Origin of the sequence: Virgibacillus halodenitrificans JCM 12304 (genome assembly GCF_001310895.1) — a bacterium.
Classification (GTDB): Bacteria; Bacillota; Bacilli; order Bacillales; family Amphibacillaceae; genus Virgibacillus_Q; species Virgibacillus_Q halodenitrificans.
Map to the genome: position 1 here is coordinate 17191 of NZ_BAZS01000018.1, position 17775 is coordinate 34965.

Consider the following 17775-nt stretch of genomic DNA (forward strand, 5'->3'; position numbering starts at 1 on the left):
CGTAATGGAAGAGGCAAACGAATTCTCTTTGACTGATCAACCAGTTGTTAGATATGCTGGTTTTTGGATGCGTTTCTGGGCATATCTGGCAGATCTTCTCATTATTTTTAGTGTGACTGGCATCCTGCTTAGTCCATTCAAGTTTTTTGAAGGAGCTCCCTTTGATATTGGATTTTGGACAGTGACAGGTATTTTAGGTTCGCTGATTTTTTATCTTTATTTCTTGTTGATGACCAAATTTTATAACCAAACATTGGGAAAAATGATCTTTGGTCTCAAAGTCGTACGAGAGGATCAAAAACAGCTCTTATGGAGTGATCTTTTATTTAGAGAGGTAGTCGGAAGGTTTCTGCATCGTGTATTCTTTTTCACGTTTTTGCTTTATATTGTCGTAGCATTTTCTCCTGAAAAGCAGGGAGTGCATGACAGAATTGGAAATACAAGAGTAATTATTGAATAATAAATAAGACCAAATAAAGGTAGTCTGCGAAGACTGCCTTTTGTTTTGAATATTAACAATAATATATGGGCGCCTGAGACAAATCGAGTTTTATATTTTTGTGTTAACTTTCATTTGTAGAAATTTGTATAGATACTTGATTTTATCTAATAACTGAAATATTATAAAAATTAGAATATTGCGCCTGTGTGAGCATCAAAAATAATGAGGAGTGGATGTATTGAAGAATACAACGATTCACAATGAACTTGATCAGCTGCTGCAACGGGTTAGAAGGAACACGTTAGGGGATCTGCTTGCAAGGACAAGAGAACGTACTCCAGATAAATTTGCAATCGCTTACAACAATCTCCGATTAACATATAAAGATTTAGATAACCGTGTTAATCAAACGGCAAGAGCTTTTATAGAAGCAGGAATGAAAAAAGGGGACATGATTACGGTTATGTCCAGAAATAGTCTTGATTTTGTAATTAGTATTTTTGCTTTAGCAAGAATTGGTGCTGTAATGATACCTATTAATTACATGCTGACAAAAGAAGATATTACGTACATTCTCGAACATGCAGAGGTTACAGGATTAATTGCTTCGGAAGAGTATGCTTCAGTACTTGATCAATCTGCAGAAGGGCTGAATATAGCCCATCGTTATTTGATGGATATGAAGGAACCGGATAATAATAATTTATCTGCATGGACACCGTTATCTGTAATAAGTACTCAACAGTCTTCAGACTTTGTAGATGTTGTGATTGAGGATGATGATTTAGCGCAGGTTCTTTACACAAGTGGAACAGAGTCTCGGCCTAAGGGAGTTATGCTTACTCATAAAAGTATAATAAGCGAATATGTAAGTTGTATTTTTGATGGAAAGATGGAGGCGAGGGATATCGCAATCCATGCACTACCCTTATATCATAGTGCCCAGCTTCATGTGTTTTTAGGGCCGAGCGTTTATATTGGCTCAAGTGGAATAATTCTAGGCGCGGCAACGCCAGAAGTTATTTTAAAAACTATTGAAGAAGAGGGAGCTACACAGCTGTTTTGTCCGCCAACTGTATGGATTGCTTTGCTGCGACATCCCGATTTTGATAAAAGGAATCTATCTACATTGGAAAAATGTTATTATGGTGCAGCTATAATGCCGAGAGAGATTTTGAAGGAGCTTGCAGAAAGACTTCCAAACGCAAAATTTTGGAATTTTTATGGGCAGACAGAAGTAGCCCCTCTTGCTACTGCATTGCAACCAGAAGACCAGCTTCGTAAACTCGGTTCAGCGGGTGTGGCGACGTTACATGTGCAAACCAAAATTGTGGATGAAAAGGGAATAGAAGTTGCTAGAGGAGATGTAGGAGAAATTGTGCATCGTACACCTCACGCCATGAAGGGCTACTTACATGACCCTGAAAAAACAGCTGAAGCGTTTCGTAACGGATGGTTTCATAGTGGTGACCTTGGAACAATGGATGAAGAAGGGTATATTACCATCGTTGACCGTAAAAAAGATATGATTAACACAGGTGGAGTCAATGTTTCGAGCAGAGAAGTCGAGGAAACGATATATCAATTGGAGGGTGTTTCTGAGGTTGCGGTCATCAGTATACCTGACGCATATTGGGTTGAAGCGGTGACGGCAATTATTGTACCTAAAAAAGATGCGAAGCTAACGAAGCAAGCAGTTATTACATTTTGTCGTGAGAAATTATCGTCATTTAAAGTTCCTAAAAATGTAGAATTCGCTGATGAATTACCAAAAAACCCAAGTGGAAAAGTATTGAAAAGATCGTTAAGAGATCGATACGAAAACTCGGGAAATTAATTTATTTAACTGGGAGTATTTCTAATAAAATTCACTGTTCAAGGTCTACTAATCAAAATTTTGAGCCACCCCATTTGCTTGAATAGTTTCTTGGGAATTTTCAAAGACTATTGATGGAGGTGGTTTGATTGAGTAAGAAAAGAAATAATTATAGTAATAAGCAGGTGCAATCCAGTGTTAACCCACAGGGCCTAACAGAAGATGATGCAGATCAACGGCCAAAATCTCAACTGGAACAGCGAGCAAAAAAGAAAAATACAAAGATTTAAGAGGTGGGAATAATCGACTACACATTGAACTATTTAAGAGAATCTTTGGCAAATTACTCAGAAAATGAAATGTGTCAACAGATCTTCCAAAAACTCGATGAAAAGATTTATTCCAATGAAGTAATGTTTGTAAAAGCACTGGATGAAGAAGAAATGACTTACCTAAATGATGTCCTTGAGAATGAACTTTATTACGCAAAAAGCGTTGAACATGATCAGCGTGTAAAAGAATTAACTGAAGTGTATGAGTTACTTTTTTAGTAGCAAGTATATAATTTCCATTGAATTTTTTTGTGTATAGGTGTATTATAAATTTACAAGCTGCAATGTACGTATTCAATTAAGTTTTAACCTCTAATTAGATAATAGGGAGTTTTACATTGAAGCACTAATGTCGCGCCGTCATTATGTAACGGAAGACAGGAAGGTTTCTGCAAACACCCACTTGGTGAAGTGGTGGTTTAAAACTTTTTATTTAAGATACGGCAATAGTGGCTTGTATACTTATACAAATAATCAAAGCCAGTTTCCTTATTGGGAGCTGGCTTTTTCATATTTTGGAAATTGTTTTTTTGTGAAAGTGATACTGAAATAAATATGGCACCCATTGATTAGAAAATAATATAAAATCCCGACCTAATTTGATGAAACTTATAAAAGGATTAGTTACAAATATCAACTTCCTGATTTAAATAAGTAAATATTTATAAAATTGATTTGTTTTCAGTATTAGATTTTCCTCACAAGTCACGATATATTTAAGGGAGGGGGGATGGTAATGGATTTTCAGTACAATAAAATTGACCATGTTCAATTAGCTGCTCCAAAGGGTGGAGAAGAAAAAGCAAAGGAATTTTATATTAAAAAACTAGGGTTTACCGAGCTTGAAAAGCCACCGTTATTAAAGAAAAATGGGGGTGTTTGGTTTCAAGCAGGTGATGTTCATATCCACATTGGAATTGAGGACCCATTTAGACCAGCAACAAAAGCTCATCCTGCTATTCAAGTGCATCAATTAGAAAGTTTGAAAAAACATTTAACTGATCAAGGCATAGAAGTTATTACTGATGATCGTTTGCCTGGAGCTTCGCGTTTCTATGTAAATGACCCCTTTGGGAACAGAATTGAGTTTTTGGAATGGGTAAGTAGTGAACAAGGATAAAAGTTAGAAAATTATTAAATTTTTATGAGGGGTTGTAACTGACACCTCACATGCTATACTAGTTACATTAATTGAATATTAACATCATATAATCGCGGGGATATGGCCTGCAAGTTTCTACCGGTTTACCGTAAATGAACCGACTATGAGAAATAATCCAGTGTTGGTATATACTATATTTAGTATATTCCTTCATTTCTTTCAGCATTTTTTATAAAGCTTGAAGGATATTGTTCTGCTCATAGTTGGAATGCAGTCAGTATCTCTTCAAGCTTTTTTTGTTTTGAAGGAAAATATTGGTGTCAATTTTTCTAAGCTTCATGATTTTGCTACCACTATAATTCACTAAACAGCATTTCGAATATAAACACTTTATCTGTAATCTTGGAGGAAAATAAAATGGAACTTTTAAAGCAAAAGATAGTAAACGAAGGTAAGGCGTTATCAGATACCGTCTTAAAGGTGGACCGATTTTTAAATCATCAGATTGATCCTCAATTAATGCAAGAAATTGGTAAAGAGTTTGCAACGCTATTTCAAGATGCTGGTATTACTAAAATATTAACACTTGAATCTTCTGGTATAGCACCTTCAGTTATGACAGGATTACAATTGGATGTGCCAGTGATATTTGCGAGAAAACGAAAATCGCTTACCCTAGTTGAAAACCTCTATTCCGCGAGCGTTTACTCATTTACAAAACAGGAAACAAGTGAAATCTCTATCTCATCAGATTTTATTACAAGTGAGGATATCGTACTGGTTATTGACGATTTTCTTGCAAATGGACAAGCTGCGCTCGGCTTAATTGATTTAGTAAAGCAAGCAGGCGCAAAAATTGCGGGAGTAGGCATCGTTATTGAAAAAGCTTTTCAAGAAGGTGGCAGTCTTATAGAAGAGCAAGGAATTCGTCTGGAATCTTTAGCAAAAATTGCTTCATTAAGCAAAGGTAATGTTACTTTTGAGGAGGAAGAAACAATATGAAAACCACAGCATTAGGATTACAACATGTACTCGCAATGTACGCAGGAGCTATTTTAGTTCCCCTGATCGTTGGGGGAGGAATTGGCTTAAATCCTGAGCAACTAACATATTTAGTTGCTGTAGATATTTTAATGTGTGGTGTTGCTACATTACTTCAAGTAATTAAGAATCGCTTTTTTGGTATAGGCCTCCCCGTCGTTCTCGGTTGTACCTTTACAGCAGTTGGACCGATGATTGCAATCGGTGGTGAATACGGAATATCAGCAATCTATGGCTCCATTTTAGTTTCAGGACTATTTGTTGTTTTAATCAGCAAATATTTTGGCAAACTTGTACGTTTCTTCCCTCCGGTTGTTACTGGTTCAGTTGTCACTATAATTGGAATCACTCTTATCCCTGTAGCAATTAATAATATGGGAGGAGGGCAAGGAGCAAGTGATTTTGGTTCTCTCTCCAATATTGCTTTGTCATTTGGGACATTACTATTTATTATTCTTATGTATCGTTTTTCTACAGGATTTATCCGTTCTATTTCTATTTTAATTGGTTTGCTTGCAGGTACCATTATTGCTGCTGTTATGGGTAAAGTTGATTTTCAAGCAGTAACAGACGCATCTTATTTCCATATGGTCCAACCATTTTACTTTGGAATGCCTACGTTTGAATGGTCGGCCATTATTACCATGTGTCTTGTAGCAATGGTTTCCCTAGTTGAATCTACTGGTGTCTATTTTGCACTCAGTGATATTACAGAAAAAAAACTAACGGAAAAAGATCTGTCTAATGGATACCGTGCAGAAGGTTTAGCAATTTTGCTTGGTGGTATATTTAATGCATTTCAATATACAGCTTTCTCGCAAAACGTGGGGTTAATTCAGCTAACTGGTGTAAAATCCCGTAAAGTAGTAGGTGTAGCTGGGGTAATTCTAATTCTTCTTGGTTTTATTCCTAAAATCGCTGCATTTACCACGATCATACCTACTGCGGTTCTCGGTGGTGCTATGATTGCTATGTTCGGTATGGTAGTCTCTCAAGGAATTAAAATGCTAAGCAGTGTCATTGCAAACTCATCAGAGAATTCTATGATAATTGCCTGTTCGGTGGGAATGGGTCTTGGTGTAACTGTAGTTCCTGAGTTATTCTCTCACTTTCCAAATAGTGTTCAAATACTGACAAGCAATGGAATTGTTGCAGGAAGTGTTACAGCCATTACTTTAAATATATTATTTAATATGAAACCAAAGAAAAAAGAAGCAAACAAAACTGTACCACAAGCATTAACAGAACAAGAAGCATAATTAAGTGAAAAAATACAGTGCGATCACTGTATTTTTTTGCGTATAAAGATGAAAAACAATCCGTAGTTCAGATAAAATGCGAGGTAACTTGATAGTACTGTAAACGGCCGTTACGGAAAATAACTTATGGTGAACACACTATAACTAGTTTGGGAATGTCTCCGGCGGATATTTTTGCTCTGCAGCCGATTAATTCGCTCTTCGGCGGATAGTTTCGCTCTGCAGCCGATTAATTTTCTCTCCGGCGGATTATCTCGCTCTGCAGCTGATTAATTTTCTCTCCGGCGGATTATCTCGCTCTACTGCTGATTAATTTGCTTTCCGGCGGATTATCTAGCTCTGCTGCTGATTAATTCGCTCTGCAGCTGATTTTTCCTATTCCATTGCTTTGTGCAATCTATAAAGCTATAGTATGATAGGTGAATAGCGAAAAAAATTTAGAAGAATCGGTTGTGACGTGTGCTGGTTGTCTTTTATTGAAGATGCTAGCGCGGTTTAAACTTAGGGGTTGATAGATTGAGAAATGAAGAAGTAACAGATATTCAAAATATAAACAAACTGCCAATTGTTGCAGTTCTAATAACAGGTGCTTTTCTTGCCATTCTAAATCAGACTTTGCTGGCAACAGCGATACCACATATTATGGATGATTTACATTTAACAGAAAATACGGCCCAGTGGGTCACTACTATTTTCATGCTAGTTAACGGTATCATGATACCAATAACAGCTTTTTTGATAGAAACCTTTACTACTAGAAGGCTATTTTTAACCGCAATGTCTATTTTTGCATTTGGAACACTTATTTGTGCTGTGTCTCCAAATTTTGGAATACTTATGACTGGTAGAATTGTTCAAGCAGCTGGAGCAGGAATTATGATGCCATTAATGATGACTATCTTTTTATTAATTTTTCCTGTTGAAAAAAGAGGCTCTGCGATGGGGACAGTTGGTTTGGTTATCTCCTTTGCACCAGCTCTAGGACCAGTGATTTCTGGCTGGCTTGTTGAACATTACCCTTGGAGATCTTTATTTCTAATTGTTCTTCCGCTTGCAATTATCGATGTTATTGTAGCATTTTTTATTATGAAGAATATTACTACCCGTACTTTCCCAAAGGTAGATTATATTTCCATCGTATTATCGACACTTGGATTTGGCGGACTTCTCTATGGGTTTAGTAGTGCAGGAAATAGTGGGTGGTCTAATACGATTGTTCTCCTGTCATTAGCTATAGGTGCTATTTGTTTAACTATCTTTATCCTCAGGCAATTTAAGCTTGCGCAACCTATATTAGAATTTCGTGTATTTAAAAATAAAATTTTCACAATAACAACAGTAATTGGGATGATTGCGTTTATTGGGTTGATTGCTGCAGAAACGATTTTGCCTATTTACATGCAGAATATGGCAGGCTATTCCGCATTGGATTCCGGCATGATGATTTTGCCAGGGGCGTTGATTATGGGAATCATGTCACCAATTAATGGACGAATCTTTGATAGATTTGGCGCTAGATACCTTGTGATTGTTGGGTTGCTGATTTTAACAATAACATCATTTTTATATACAAATCTCACCCCTGATACGTCATTATCTTATATCACGGTGGTGTTTGCTGTAAGGATGTTTGGCATTTCCATGATTATGATGCCTTCAACTACTGCGGGGTTAAATCAGCTTTCAAATAAATTAATCCCACATGGTTCGGCCATGGTGAATACAATGCGACAGGTAGCAGCTTCAATTGGTACAGCTCTCCTCATCACAATTATGACAGCTACAGCATTGAATACAGGTAAAAACGCCACTCCGAGTGAGCTGATTCATGGCGTGAATGTGGCGTTCTATGTTGCGACAGGTCTCTCGTTTGTTGGACTTATCTTAGCTCTTTACATTAAAGGAACGACACCACATGAAGATCGTGCTAGAGTAGAACAAGAAGAAGGTTAGAGACAATAACGCAGAACGGTAGAAGAAAGTTCATTTTCTTCTACCGTTTTTTCTTGAAAATTAATCTAAATGCTTTGCTGTTTTTTTATAATCAGCCGTTTCTTTCGATTTCCAAGAACAGAAACAACACTATGTAAAAGCATTCCAAAAATTACTAGTCCTATTCCGATAAATGATAAAGCACTTGGTAATGGTGCACTTAACAACAGTAGCTCGCCAAATAACGCGAAAATAACCTCTCCGGATTGAGTAGCCTCCACGCCGGCAAGCTTATGATTATCATCTTGCACAAGCTCTGCAGCATAAAAAAATAAAGCAGTAGCGATAATGCCTGAGGACACTGCAACAATAAATGTTTGCCCCACCTGGGCTCCGGAAGGTAAACCATCTACGAAGATTCCGTACACAGCCAAAACGATCCAAAAAGGCATGGAGGCAATTGTCATACCAAGGAGACGTTGAAAAGTGGTTAGCTCACCTTGAACTAAAAGCATCATTTTGCGATTTCCAAGTGGGTAAGCAAACGCAGAAATAACGAGTGGAATAACACATAGTAATACATTCGTCATTGGAACTGTGGTAGCATGTTCCATTTGCATAATGAATATTCCTGCAAGGATAATCAGTGAAATGAAAACACTTTGAATGGGGATGCGTTGTTTCACTTTTTGACTTAAAAAAGGAACAAGTAAAGACCCTGCAATAATGGTTAATTGAAATGTAGCAGCGACTAGCCAGCCAGGCCCATATATTGTCGCGAAAGTAAGTGGAGCATAACTCTATTGTACTCCATAAGAACCAGGGTATAGGGTGCCTCTTTATATGGTTAATTACTGGTTTTATTTTCCGGGTTGTTCCCAAGATAATTCCCAAAATAGGTAACATAAACATAAAGCGCAGGGAAGCACTCCAAACCCAGTGTCCACCTTCCAATTCCATTAAGCGATTTAATACAAATGTTACCGAAAAAAATAATGCTGCCAAAAGGCCAATTAAGATTGCTTTCATGATGTATTCACCTCAATAAAAATAGATGAGCAGGGGGAGATTAATCCCGCCTGCTCTACCTTATAAAACTAAACATACTTTGCTTCTGTGAAACTGAAACATCAAATCCGTTAGTTTAAAATTTTGTGCAATAAATACAATATATCGAATATTAATAAATTGGTCAATAGAAAATAATAAATTTTCAGTTATTTTACAGGGCGCAAATGTAAATAGCATAGAGATGCTGTTTAATTCATACTATGTTAGCATATCGCTATTTAAAGGGAGAATAAAATTGTAAAATAACGAATGCTTATTCAATGGTTTTTTTAAGAGAAGCAGGATGATGGAAATATGTGGCGAATTATATAAATAGGATACGATGAGCAGCGTTACAACAACGAAGAAGGAAGTGATCTTGTGGAAACTTTGCCGATATGGTTCTGGATTGTTTATTCTACCTTTATCCTGCTCACTCTAGGGACTGCTATATTTAGTAATTTCAAAGAGGATAGAATACCACTTGCTTATATAACCATTATTCTCTCTTTTGCTTTACCTTTGGTGAGTTTTTTATTCAGCATTGGTAGAGGGGATAATGACAACGAATTTTCTTATATGATGAAAGAGGTGGCAGATGGCAGCCTGACTGCTATTATGCTTATTTTAGGGTATATTTATTTAACAACTTGGTTGGTGCTTTTTATAAAGGATAACTTTGGACAATACATTTCTAAATTATCTGGGTGGATAACCACAAAAATTAAAAATTCACCATAACTGCACAGAAAACAGGACGGTGCATAAAACATTAAATCCTATGAATAAAACCCCTTCACAATACTCAAATTAAAGTGAGGAGGTGCTATGAATGGGAAGAGATCGACAAGAAAAAAAGTTAAAACAAAGCGGCCGTGTAGAATCTGATCGTGATGTAGGATTACGTTATAAGGGTGCTACAAAAATGTCTGGCCCAGAGGAAGCTAGAAGGTTGAATGACGGTAATAAGTAAAAAATGGAAAAAAGCGATCATAATTGATCGCTTTTTATTCTATTTAATTTTAATAATGATTTTCCCCTTAGCATGATGGGTTTCACTAAGCTCGTGTGCTTTTCTTAAGCCTTCTTCACTCAATGGAAATGTATTCCCAATCACTGGCTTAATTACTCCTTTTTCCATTAACTCAGCAATTTCACTTAATTGCTTACCATTTTCTTTTAACCAAATTGAGTCTGCTTTAATATCTTTTTCAGTAGCTAATTCTTTATTTGGTGCTTGTACAATGGAGACTAGCTTACCACCATTTTTTAAAACCTTAAAGCTTTTCTCCTGGATTTCTCCACCCATTGTATCTACTACAATATCATAATCAGATAGCTTGTCTGAAAAATCTTCTTCTTTATAATTAATAAATTCATCTACACCTAGTTCTTTTAATAAAGCTTTATTTTTTTCGCTTGCTGTAGAAGCAACATATGCGCCGAAGTGTTTGGCAATTTGAATAGCAAAACTTCCAACACCGCCTGCTCCCGCATGTATTAATACTTTGTCACCTTCTTTCACTTCGGAGAAATCGACAAGGCACTGCCATGCAGTGAGACCAGCTAGTGGAACTGCAGCAGCTTCATCGAATGTAATATTTTCAGGGAGCTTTGCAAGTAAATCCTCTTCTACAGGAACGTATTCGGCATAGGTACCGTTGGCGGTCGTAGCAGGACGTGCAAAGACTCGGTCTCCAACAGTAAATTCAGTTACATTACTACCAATCTCCTTTATTATGCCTGCTGCATCCCAGCCAAGGATGATAGGGAATTCAAAAGGAATATTATCCTTTAAATAACCTGCTCTGATCTTCCAATCAATAGGGTTAATTGATGTCGCGTGCAATTCAACTAAAACTTGATTATCCTTTATAGTAGGTACTGCTACATTGCTTTCAGTTAATTTGTCAGCAGGACCATATTCATCTATAATAATTGCTTTCATTCTAAAACCTTCTCTCCTATGAATTACAGTAGTTTGGCAACTTTTTCTGCTTATTTGCCAAAACATATGTTTAATATAGTAGTTTCCCGGATATGAGAAAAATTAATCATGAAAGAAGGGATGAATATGAGTGAAAAAATATATTCCTTTGCTCCAGTTTTACCAGAGCGACCAAAGGTTCTAATACTCGGATCAATGCCTGGGGGGATGTCTTTAAAGAAGCAACAATATTATGGGAACCCCAGAAATCATTTTTGGCCTATTATGTTTGAATTATTCCATCAAGAGACCTTAGAAGACTATGAAGCAAAGTTAGCCTTTATAAAAAAACAAGGGATTGCACTTTGGGATACCATCGGCAGTTGTTATCGAGAGGGTAGCTTGGACACGAATATAGTAAATGAGGAACCGAATGCTATTACAGAATTGGTGAGTAAATATCCATCTCTAGGTTTGATTGTTTGTAATGGAGGGAAGTCGTATCAAACATTTAAAAAGCATTTTTCCAAAGAATTATTTGGCAAAGTAGATGTTCGAAAGCTACCTTCTACAAGCCCAATACCTGGTAGATATACAAAAACTTTTGCTGGTAAAGTAGAGGAATGGAAAGTCATTTTGGATCACCTGGATAATTAGAAATTGTTTTAGAAGGCAAATAAAAAGGGTAGTGAAAGATAAGTTAGTTTAATTGTCGAAAAAATGGTACAATGGAAGCAGAAGAGGTTATTTATGAGTAATCTTAATAAATAGTAAGTATTTTGAACTATATTTCCTATTTGCTGAAATGATGAATAAATTGCTCAGCGAATTAATAAACTTACATTGGTTGTAAAAAATCGCTCCATAAACGAGTCGCAAGCGGCATCTTGCGACTCGGACTGCTATCCACAAGGTGTGGCGACTGGTTCAGGGGTTAAATCAATCCAGATTCTCCTGTTCCTGTCGGCAGGGCGCTTACTTTTTTTCTCGGCTGTTTACGATCAGTAATACCAATGTGGCAAACATGAACATCAACTGAAGAGTTGTGTCAAACGGTATCATATTTGTCCCCCCTTTCTTAGGGTTTTTTCGCCAAGTAAAAGATATGCTTAACTGAAACCGAAGCCTCACCCTGCATAGCATGTCATTATCATTATACTACAAACAAGTCAATAATAGGTTTAATTTACAGAAAATGGTACATTATTCACAAATTCAGAAAATATAGGTAGTTTTACCTTGATGCTATGAAGTGTACATAATCAATTAACAAGCCACGAAGGATATAATCCATCCTTCGTGGCTTGTTAATTATTTAGGTTAGCAGGTTTGCTTTTATTATTTAATATTTATATGCTTTTCCGCATCATCTTTATATTTTCTATAATAGGTAATCATAGATTCGAGTGACATTTTGAAATCAGGGCAACGAATAGGAGTCGATGTTAGATCCGCAAGTATTTGTGAACAATCATATGAGGAATAAGTTGTGAAGTAGTCCATTGCTTCTTTTTCAACTTGTAGCCATTTGCGTATCATCGTAAATGAAAGGCCAAATCTTGCTAGCTGTAGTGGTAGTACACCACGTGGAATCTTTGTCAGGTAAGTCTCTGATAACATTTTTTGTAGTTCTCTCATTGTATACGGTTTTGGATCAGTAAGATGATAGGTTTTACCTGTTCCTACAGTGGCTAAAGAAAGGTAGCTTGTAGCTTTTAATACATAATCAACTGGAACAAAGTTGCCTTCCGCATTTCCATGGCCAATGTAGGGTATTGTTGGCGAAAAACGAAGGTGATCGAGTAAGTTCAACATGAAGTAAATTCCATCAAATTTAGTTGTTTTCCCTGTTTCTGAATGCCCTCGAACAATTCCAGGTCGGATAATGGTTATAGGGAGTACTTCTTTTTCATTTTCTACCACTACTTCTGCTTCGTATTTTGTTTGTTCATAATAATTTTTAAAAGCTTGACCTTTCATTAACTCTTTCTCATAAATCCTACCCTCTCTCTTACCGGAAACATAGGCAGTACTAAAGTAAACATATCGCTGTAATGCTTTAATAGTATGAGCCCATTTGGTTACATTTTCGGTTCCTTTTACATTTACTTGGAAGGCAAGGTCTTTTTCCACCGCAAGGTCATAAATAGCTGCTAAATGGAAAATATGGGTTATTTTCCACTGTAGCTCATTGTTTTTGTCGAAGTTGATACCGAGGTCTTCCTTTGTAATATCTCCCACAATAACTTCGAAGAGACTCTCCTCTATTCGGTTTTCTAAACAAAAATAACTTATTTCCTGTAGTGCTTTTTTCTCTTGGTTAGGTAAAACTAGCAAAGAAATCTTGTCAATACTTGGTTTATAATCTTTAATAAGTTGGTTAATAAGATTTCCGGCGATAAAGCCTGGGAATCCTGTCACAAAAAAATGGTAATTCATATCAGGCCGCCTCCTTGGTTATGTATCTAAGCTAATTATAGTATACCATGAACCTTGAATATTCTAATTTTTTATAACCTTTCATTGCATTGCATAGCTAACTTCCGTATACTATTTTTAATTAAAAATTTTTAAATGGGCTCATCATTTTCAATGTGTGCTTCATTAGTAAAATATAGTTGGGGGGAATTATGTGAATAACAGCTTGGTATTACAAACTGATTTCGGATTAAGTGATGGAGCTGTCAGTGCTATGTATGGTGTGGCCATATCTGTACAGCGAGATCTATCTATTTTTGATTTAACTCATGATATACCTCAGTTTAATATTTGGGAAGCTTCTTATAGGTTATATCAGACAATCAGTTATTGGCCTGAAGGTACTATATTTGTCTCTGTGGTTGACCCGGGAGTCGGAACAGAGAGGCTCAGTGTGGTAGCTAGAACAAAAAGTAATCATTATATCGTAACACCTGATAATGGTACATTAACCCACATTGATCATCATATAGGTATTGTAGAAGCGCGTGTCATTGATGAAGAAGTTAACCGGCTGCCAAAGTCAGGTGAATCATACACGTTTCATGGGCGAGATGTATATGTGTATACTGGTGCTAGGCTTGCATCTGCTAAAATTCCTTATGAAAATGTAGGACCAATGGTTAAAGTAGATGAATTGGTTAGACTTTCAATTCATGATGCAATAATGGAAAACCAACAAATTAATGGAACGATTGATATATTGGATGTTCGCTTTGGAAATTTATGGACAAATATTCATAAGCAGCTTCTTCGGGATACAGGTATCCAATACGGTGATCAATTGGAAGTAGCTATTACTCATAATGGTAATCAGGTATATAGAAATAATATGTCTTTTGGTCGTTCATTTGCAGATAGCAGATTAGGGGAACCGCTTGTCTATGTAAACTCTGTTGATAATTTGGCAATTGCGCTTAATCAGGGTTCATTTGCTCAAGCATATAATATTCGTACAGGATCTAATTGGAAAATTCACCTTATACATAGTCAACAGGAGGAGGGTGAGAAGTGAAGGAAAACTTTCTCAAAGAAGCGTTATGCAGGAGCTATGATAAAAAATATGATTATAACGGGGTGTCAGGTGAAAGGGTAGCAAGTAGGTTAGGACAGCTTGCAATGATTGGCCTTACAGAAGATAGAGGTTCAAACCGCCCAGGATATTCCCGAGCAGAAAAGGAAGCCAAGGATTTAGTTTCGGATTGGATGCATAAGGCTGGTTTAGATGTTTATATGGATGGTGCGGGGAATGTTTTCGGAAGATGCAAAGGGAATAAGGTGACACAACCTGCAATCCTGTGCGGCTCACATCTCGATAGTGTTCCAAATGGTGGCCATTTTGACGGCCCGCTTGGGGTGATAGCTGCTTTAGAGGTTGTGGAAGCATGGAAGGAAACAGGGTATAAGCCTGAGAAGCCTTTTGAAATAGCTGTTTTTAGTGACGAGGAGGGTGCTCGTTTTAATGGAGGGCTTAATGGCAGTGAAGCAATTGTCGGAAAAGGCAGCTTAGCAGAAAAGGTGGAGCTTGTAGACGGAGAAGGTAGAAGCTTTTCAGAAGTTTTGCAGGATGTTGGATTATCTTTAGACAGCTATGCTGGGGCTAAAAGAGATATGGAGGAAATAGAATTATTTGTTGAAGTACATATTGAACAAGGGAAGCGGCTGGAAAAAGAAAATCTCCCATGTGGGATTGTAACTGGTATTGCAGGACCATGTTGGCTAGAGGTTACCTTTCATGGAGAGGCAGGTCATGCTGGAAACACACCTATGGAAGACCGTAAAGATGCTTTGGTGGCAGCAGCAGCCTTCATTCAAACAGTTCATACCTTACCACAGCAAGTGAGTGATTCTGCAGTTGCTACAATAGGTAAAATGAAGGTCAAGCCCAACGGAGTAAATGTAATTCCTGGGGAAGTTTCTTTATATGTGGATATACGTGATATTACACAAGAGCGAAGAGATAGTTTAGTCACACGAGTGTTGGCAACGGCAAATAAAATTGCTGCTGATTATAAAGTAACTGTAGAACATGATGAAAAAATGCGTGTAGCCCCTGTCCCAATTGATGAAGGTAAGCAAGCGTTATTAGTTGAAACAATGGAAGAAGAGCTTATTCGGCCTTATCATTTACCAAGTGGTGCAGGTCATGATGCAATGATTCTTGGAAGTGAAATTCCTGTAGCAATGCTATTTACCAGAAGTAAAGAAGGGGTCAGTCATAATCCTGCTGAGTGGTCTGATTTAAATGATTGTGTTCAAACCATTCATGTTCTAAAAAAATTCATCGAAAAGTTAAATAGTGAAAATTAAACTGTCATGTATTTGTGATATATATTACAGATAGCTAGAGTTTTTATCTATTATAATATTAGTGAAGCTTATGAAGTAGGTGTTCCTATTGATTGATATTATTTTGGATGAATTTCACTTTTCTACGTTATGGAATGGTGGAATATTATTATTTATTTTATTTGGCCTGATTATTTACTTTTTTCTTTTACCTAATGACGGGCAGGCTTCTCGTGGAAAAGCCGTCTTGTTTATTGCAAGTATGGTCATATTGTTTCTTGCGATAGCTAGTCCGTTAAACGTTATAGCTAGAATTAAATTCAGTAGTCATGTGATTCAATTGGTGTTATTGCTACTGGTAGTTCCACCACTTTTTATTGCAGGCTTTAAGCCTAAAATTATTAAATTGGTAAGAGAATATAGATTATTGGATAAAATTATTTCCATCTCGACAAATCCCGTAGTAGCCTTTCTATTGTTTTATAGCCTATTTTATCTCTACCATATACCAGTAATCTTCAATTATGTGCGTATTGACTTATTTTTGAATTATGTCTATTTACTTATATTATTTAATGCTGCTCTGTTGTTATGGATTTCTATATTGTATGGAAAAATAAAGCGAATCGGCTTATACATCTTGACCAATATACTTGCATTCCTACCTTTTATAATTGTATTAATGGTAGCAAAAAACAGTTTGTATTCTGTTTACACAGACATAAATCTTTTTATGAGTGCTCTAGCTCTTTGCTTACCTGATTGGGATACGATACCAGAAGACTTCTTTGTTTCTTTATTACCCTTTGATCCAGTGGTTGAACAAATAAAAGGTGGAGGTATCTTTTTGATCAGTCAGCTAGCTGTCTTTATAGGCAGTATATTATATAAGAAAAAGGTAAAATGAAAACTCTCTCGGACGGGAGAGTTTTTCATTAGGAAATTTTAATATAAGGTATATAATTGGAAATGCATATTATTTTATTATGGATAAACGCTAGGTTTAAGGATATTTAGGAATAGAGGTAGAATTTATGAAAAATAGTTGGAAAATATATAGTAGAGACATGAGAAATATTAGTAAAAACTGGGTGGCAGCAATTTTAATCGGTGGATTAATTGTGCTTCCATCTTTGTATGCATGGTTCAATATTAAAGCATCGTGGGATCCTTATGGGCAGACCGACCAAATCCCTATCGGAATAGTAAATGAAGATATAGGTGCTGAAGTGGAGGGTGAAAATATTGACGTAGGTAAGGAACTCGTCAAAACACTCAAAAAAAATAAATCCATGGACTGGCAATTTACGACGAGAGATAAAGCTATGGATAAAGTGGAATATGGAGATTATTATGCGGTAATTGTAATACCAAAAGACTTTTCCGAAAAGTTGACTTCAGTCGTGTCTGGAAAGCCAAGAAAGTCTGAAATGGAATATTATGTGAATGAAAAGATAAACGCCATCGCCCCTAAAATTACCGATAAGGGAGCAAGCGTTATTGTTAATGAAATAAGCAGTAAGTTTATTTCCACTGTCAATGGAGTTATTTTTGAAATGTTTAATGATTTGGGAGTCGAATTAGAGAAGGATTTGCCAGATATTCAAAAGTTTGAGAACTACATATTTGAAATGGAAAAACAATTGCCAAAATCCTACGAGCTTATTCAGGATTCTCTAGGTGATGCAAAAAAGGCGCAAACTGTTATAGACAATGCACAAAATAAACTTCCACAGGCAAAGGACGTTACGAACCAAGGTCTCCAAACTATTGATGATACTACTGCTATTCTCTCAGAAGGAGAGAAAAAGCTCAATGAGATGGCACCCAAAATAAAGCAAGATTTAAAGAAGGCTCAACAAGTCGCAAGTGACGTTAATAATTTTCTTTCAGATGTGAATAACGTGGAGGTTGATTTCTCTAAACAAGAAGAATTAAATAAACTGTTGGATGAACGTGTAGACGAGGCGATAGGCAGCCTGGGAACAGTGAAGAAGCGCTAAAACAACTGAAACAATTAAATAATGATGAACAAAATAATGGTAATCAAGAGGAAGAACAACCTTCTGAAGCCGAGAACCCTAGCGGAAAAGAAGAGCAACAGGAA

At 36.6% G+C, this 17775-nt stretch carries 17 protein-coding genes, 1 other RNA gene, 1 pseudogene and 1 riboswitch; of the genes and pseudogenes, 16 read left to right on the forward strand and 3 right to left on the reverse strand.

What is annotated here, in order from left to right:
* Positions 1-4 precede the first annotated feature (4 nt).
* The 9 genes from JCM12304_RS10630 (at position 5) to JCM12304_RS10665 (ending at position 7945) form a co-directional block, all read left to right on the forward strand.
* A complete protein-coding gene (locus JCM12304_RS10630; protein WP_060680295.1) occupies positions 5-460 on the forward strand; it encodes an RDD family protein in 456 nt (151 codons plus the stop codon).
* A gap of 220 nt (positions 461-680) precedes the next feature.
* Positions 681-2279, forward strand: coding sequence for an acyl-CoA synthetase (locus JCM12304_RS10635; protein ID WP_019377083.1), 1599 nt, complete (start codon positions 681-683; stop codon positions 2277-2279).
* A 128-nt stretch (positions 2280-2407) separates the two neighbouring features.
* Positions 2408-2548 (forward strand): small, acid-soluble spore protein L, encoded by a 141-nt coding sequence (sspL, locus tag JCM12304_RS19065; protein ID WP_077357364.1) that lies wholly within the window; start codon positions 2408-2410, stop codon positions 2546-2548.
* A 24-nt stretch (positions 2549-2572) separates the two neighbouring features.
* On the forward strand, positions 2573-2809 hold the full coding sequence (locus JCM12304_RS10640) for a sporulation protein (protein WP_202395756.1): 237 nt from the start codon (positions 2573-2575) through the stop codon (positions 2807-2809).
* Positions 2810-2863: 54 nt separating this feature from the next.
* Positions 2864-3050, forward strand: a non-coding RNA gene (ssrS, locus tag JCM12304_RS10645) — 6S RNA.
* Positions 3051-3326: 276 nt separating this feature from the next.
* Positions 3327-3710, forward strand: coding sequence for a VOC family protein (locus JCM12304_RS10650; protein WP_060680297.1), 384 nt, complete (start codon positions 3327-3329; stop codon positions 3708-3710).
* 64 nt (positions 3711-3774) lie between these two features.
* A riboswitch (purine riboswitch) is annotated at positions 3775-3876 on the forward strand.
* A gap of 233 nt (positions 3877-4109) precedes the next feature.
* On the forward strand, positions 4110-4694 hold the full coding sequence (locus JCM12304_RS10655; RefSeq protein WP_060680300.1) for a xanthine phosphoribosyltransferase: 585 nt from the start codon (positions 4110-4112) through the stop codon (positions 4692-4694).
* Entirely contained in the window at positions 4691-5992 is a 1302-nt protein-coding gene (locus JCM12304_RS10660) for a nucleobase:cation symporter-2 family protein (protein WP_019377088.1), read from the forward strand. The genes JCM12304_RS10655 and JCM12304_RS10660 overlap by 4 nt, the downstream gene beginning before the upstream one ends.
* A gap of 516 nt (positions 5993-6508) precedes the next feature.
* Positions 6509-7945 (forward strand): DHA2 family efflux MFS transporter permease subunit, encoded by a 1437-nt coding sequence (locus JCM12304_RS10665; RefSeq protein WP_019377089.1) that lies wholly within the window; start codon positions 6509-6511, stop codon positions 7943-7945.
* Between the two features lie 65 nt (positions 7946-8010).
* On the opposite strand, the pseudogene JCM12304_RS10670 reads toward JCM12304_RS10665, so the two are convergent.
* A pseudogene (locus JCM12304_RS10670) lies at positions 8011-8953 on the reverse strand (DMT family transporter).
* Between the two features lie 402 nt (positions 8954-9355).
* Between JCM12304_RS10670 and JCM12304_RS10675 the strand changes: the two are divergent.
* Both JCM12304_RS10675 and JCM12304_RS19070 read left to right on the forward strand, forming a co-directional pair.
* Positions 9356-9715 carry a hypothetical protein gene (locus JCM12304_RS10675; protein ID WP_060680302.1) on the forward strand — a complete coding sequence of 120 codons (360 nt, stop codon included), beginning with the start codon at positions 9356-9358 and terminating at the stop codon, positions 9713-9715.
* Positions 9716-9806: 91 nt separating this feature from the next.
* A complete protein-coding gene (locus tag JCM12304_RS19070; protein ID WP_019377092.1) occupies positions 9807-9947 on the forward strand; it encodes a YpzI family protein in 141 nt (46 codons plus the stop codon).
* 39 nt (positions 9948-9986) lie between these two features.
* Here the strand turns inward: JCM12304_RS19070 and JCM12304_RS10680 are convergent, their stop codons facing one another.
* Positions 9987-10922, reverse strand: a complete 936-nt coding sequence (locus tag JCM12304_RS10680) for an NADP-dependent oxidoreductase (protein ID WP_019377093.1) — start codon at positions 10920-10922, stop codon at positions 9987-9989.
* Between the two features lie 126 nt (positions 10923-11048).
* Here JCM12304_RS10680 and JCM12304_RS10685 point away from each other — a divergent pair, with 126 nt between their 5' ends.
* Complete coding sequence (locus tag JCM12304_RS10685) at positions 11049-11558, forward strand: DNA-deoxyinosine glycosylase (protein WP_060680349.1); 510 nt, start codon at positions 11049-11051, stop codon at positions 11556-11558.
* A 681-nt stretch (positions 11559-12239) separates the two neighbouring features.
* Here JCM12304_RS10685 and JCM12304_RS10690 read toward each other — a convergent pair.
* Positions 12240-13340 (reverse strand): SDR family oxidoreductase, encoded by a 1101-nt coding sequence (locus tag JCM12304_RS10690; protein WP_060680304.1) that lies wholly within the window; start codon positions 13338-13340, stop codon positions 12240-12242.
* A gap of 193 nt (positions 13341-13533) precedes the next feature.
* Here JCM12304_RS10690 and JCM12304_RS10695 point away from each other — a divergent pair, with 193 nt between their 5' ends.
* The 4 genes from JCM12304_RS10695 to JCM12304_RS20345 all read left to right on the forward strand — a co-directional run bounded on the left by JCM12304_RS10695 (position 13534) and on the right by JCM12304_RS20345 (position 17671).
* A complete protein-coding gene (locus JCM12304_RS10695; RefSeq protein ID WP_060680306.1) occupies positions 13534-14394 on the forward strand; it encodes an SAM hydrolase/SAM-dependent halogenase family protein in 861 nt (286 codons plus the stop codon).
* The gene (locus JCM12304_RS10700; protein WP_060680308.1) at positions 14391-15689 is read left to right on the forward strand and encodes a M20 family metallo-hydrolase; all 1299 of its coding nucleotides are present in this window, start codon (positions 14391-14393) and stop codon (positions 15687-15689) included. The genes JCM12304_RS10695 and JCM12304_RS10700 overlap by 4 nt, the downstream gene beginning before the upstream one ends.
* Before the next feature lie 88 nt (positions 15690-15777).
* The gene (locus tag JCM12304_RS10705; protein WP_019377098.1) at positions 15778-16575 is read left to right on the forward strand and encodes a cytochrome c oxidase assembly protein; all 798 of its coding nucleotides are present in this window, start codon (positions 15778-15780) and stop codon (positions 16573-16575) included.
* Between the two features lie 127 nt (positions 16576-16702).
* Positions 16703-17671 (forward strand): YhgE/Pip domain-containing protein, encoded by a 969-nt coding sequence (locus JCM12304_RS20345; RefSeq protein WP_369813156.1) that lies wholly within the window; start codon positions 16703-16705, stop codon positions 17669-17671.
* Positions 17672-17775: the final 104 nt, after the last annotated feature.

Coding starts and splice junctions, on each gene's coding strand:
- JCM12304_RS10630 (WP_060680295.1), top strand. CDS start 5: ATGGAAGAGGCAAACGAATTCTCTTTGACTGATCAACCAGTTGTTAGA.
- JCM12304_RS10650 (WP_060680297.1), top strand. CDS start 3,327: ATGGATTTTCAGTACAATAAAATTGACCATGTTCAATTAGCTGCTCCA.
- JCM12304_RS10655 (WP_060680300.1), top strand. CDS start 4,110: ATGGAACTTTTAAAGCAAAAGATAGTAAACGAAGGTAAGGCGTTATCA.
- JCM12304_RS10660 (WP_019377088.1), top strand. CDS start 4,691: ATGAAAACCACAGCATTAGGATTACAACATGTACTCGCAATGTACGCA.
- JCM12304_RS19070 (WP_019377092.1), top strand. CDS start 9,807: ATGGGAAGAGATCGACAAGAAAAAAAGTTAAAACAAAGCGGCCGTGTA.
- JCM12304_RS10680 (WP_019377093.1), bottom strand. CDS start 10,922: ATGAAAGCAATTATTATAGATGAATATGGTCCTGCTGACAAATTAACT.
- JCM12304_RS10685 (WP_060680349.1), top strand. CDS start 11,049: ATGAGTGAAAAAATATATTCCTTTGCTCCAGTTTTACCAGAGCGACCA.
- JCM12304_RS10690 (WP_060680304.1), bottom strand. CDS start 13,340: ATGAATTACCATTTTTTTGTGACAGGATTCCCAGGCTTTATCGCCGGA.
- JCM12304_RS20345 (WP_369813156.1), top strand. CDS start 16,703: ATGAAAAATAGTTGGAAAATATATAGTAGAGACATGAGAAATATTAGT.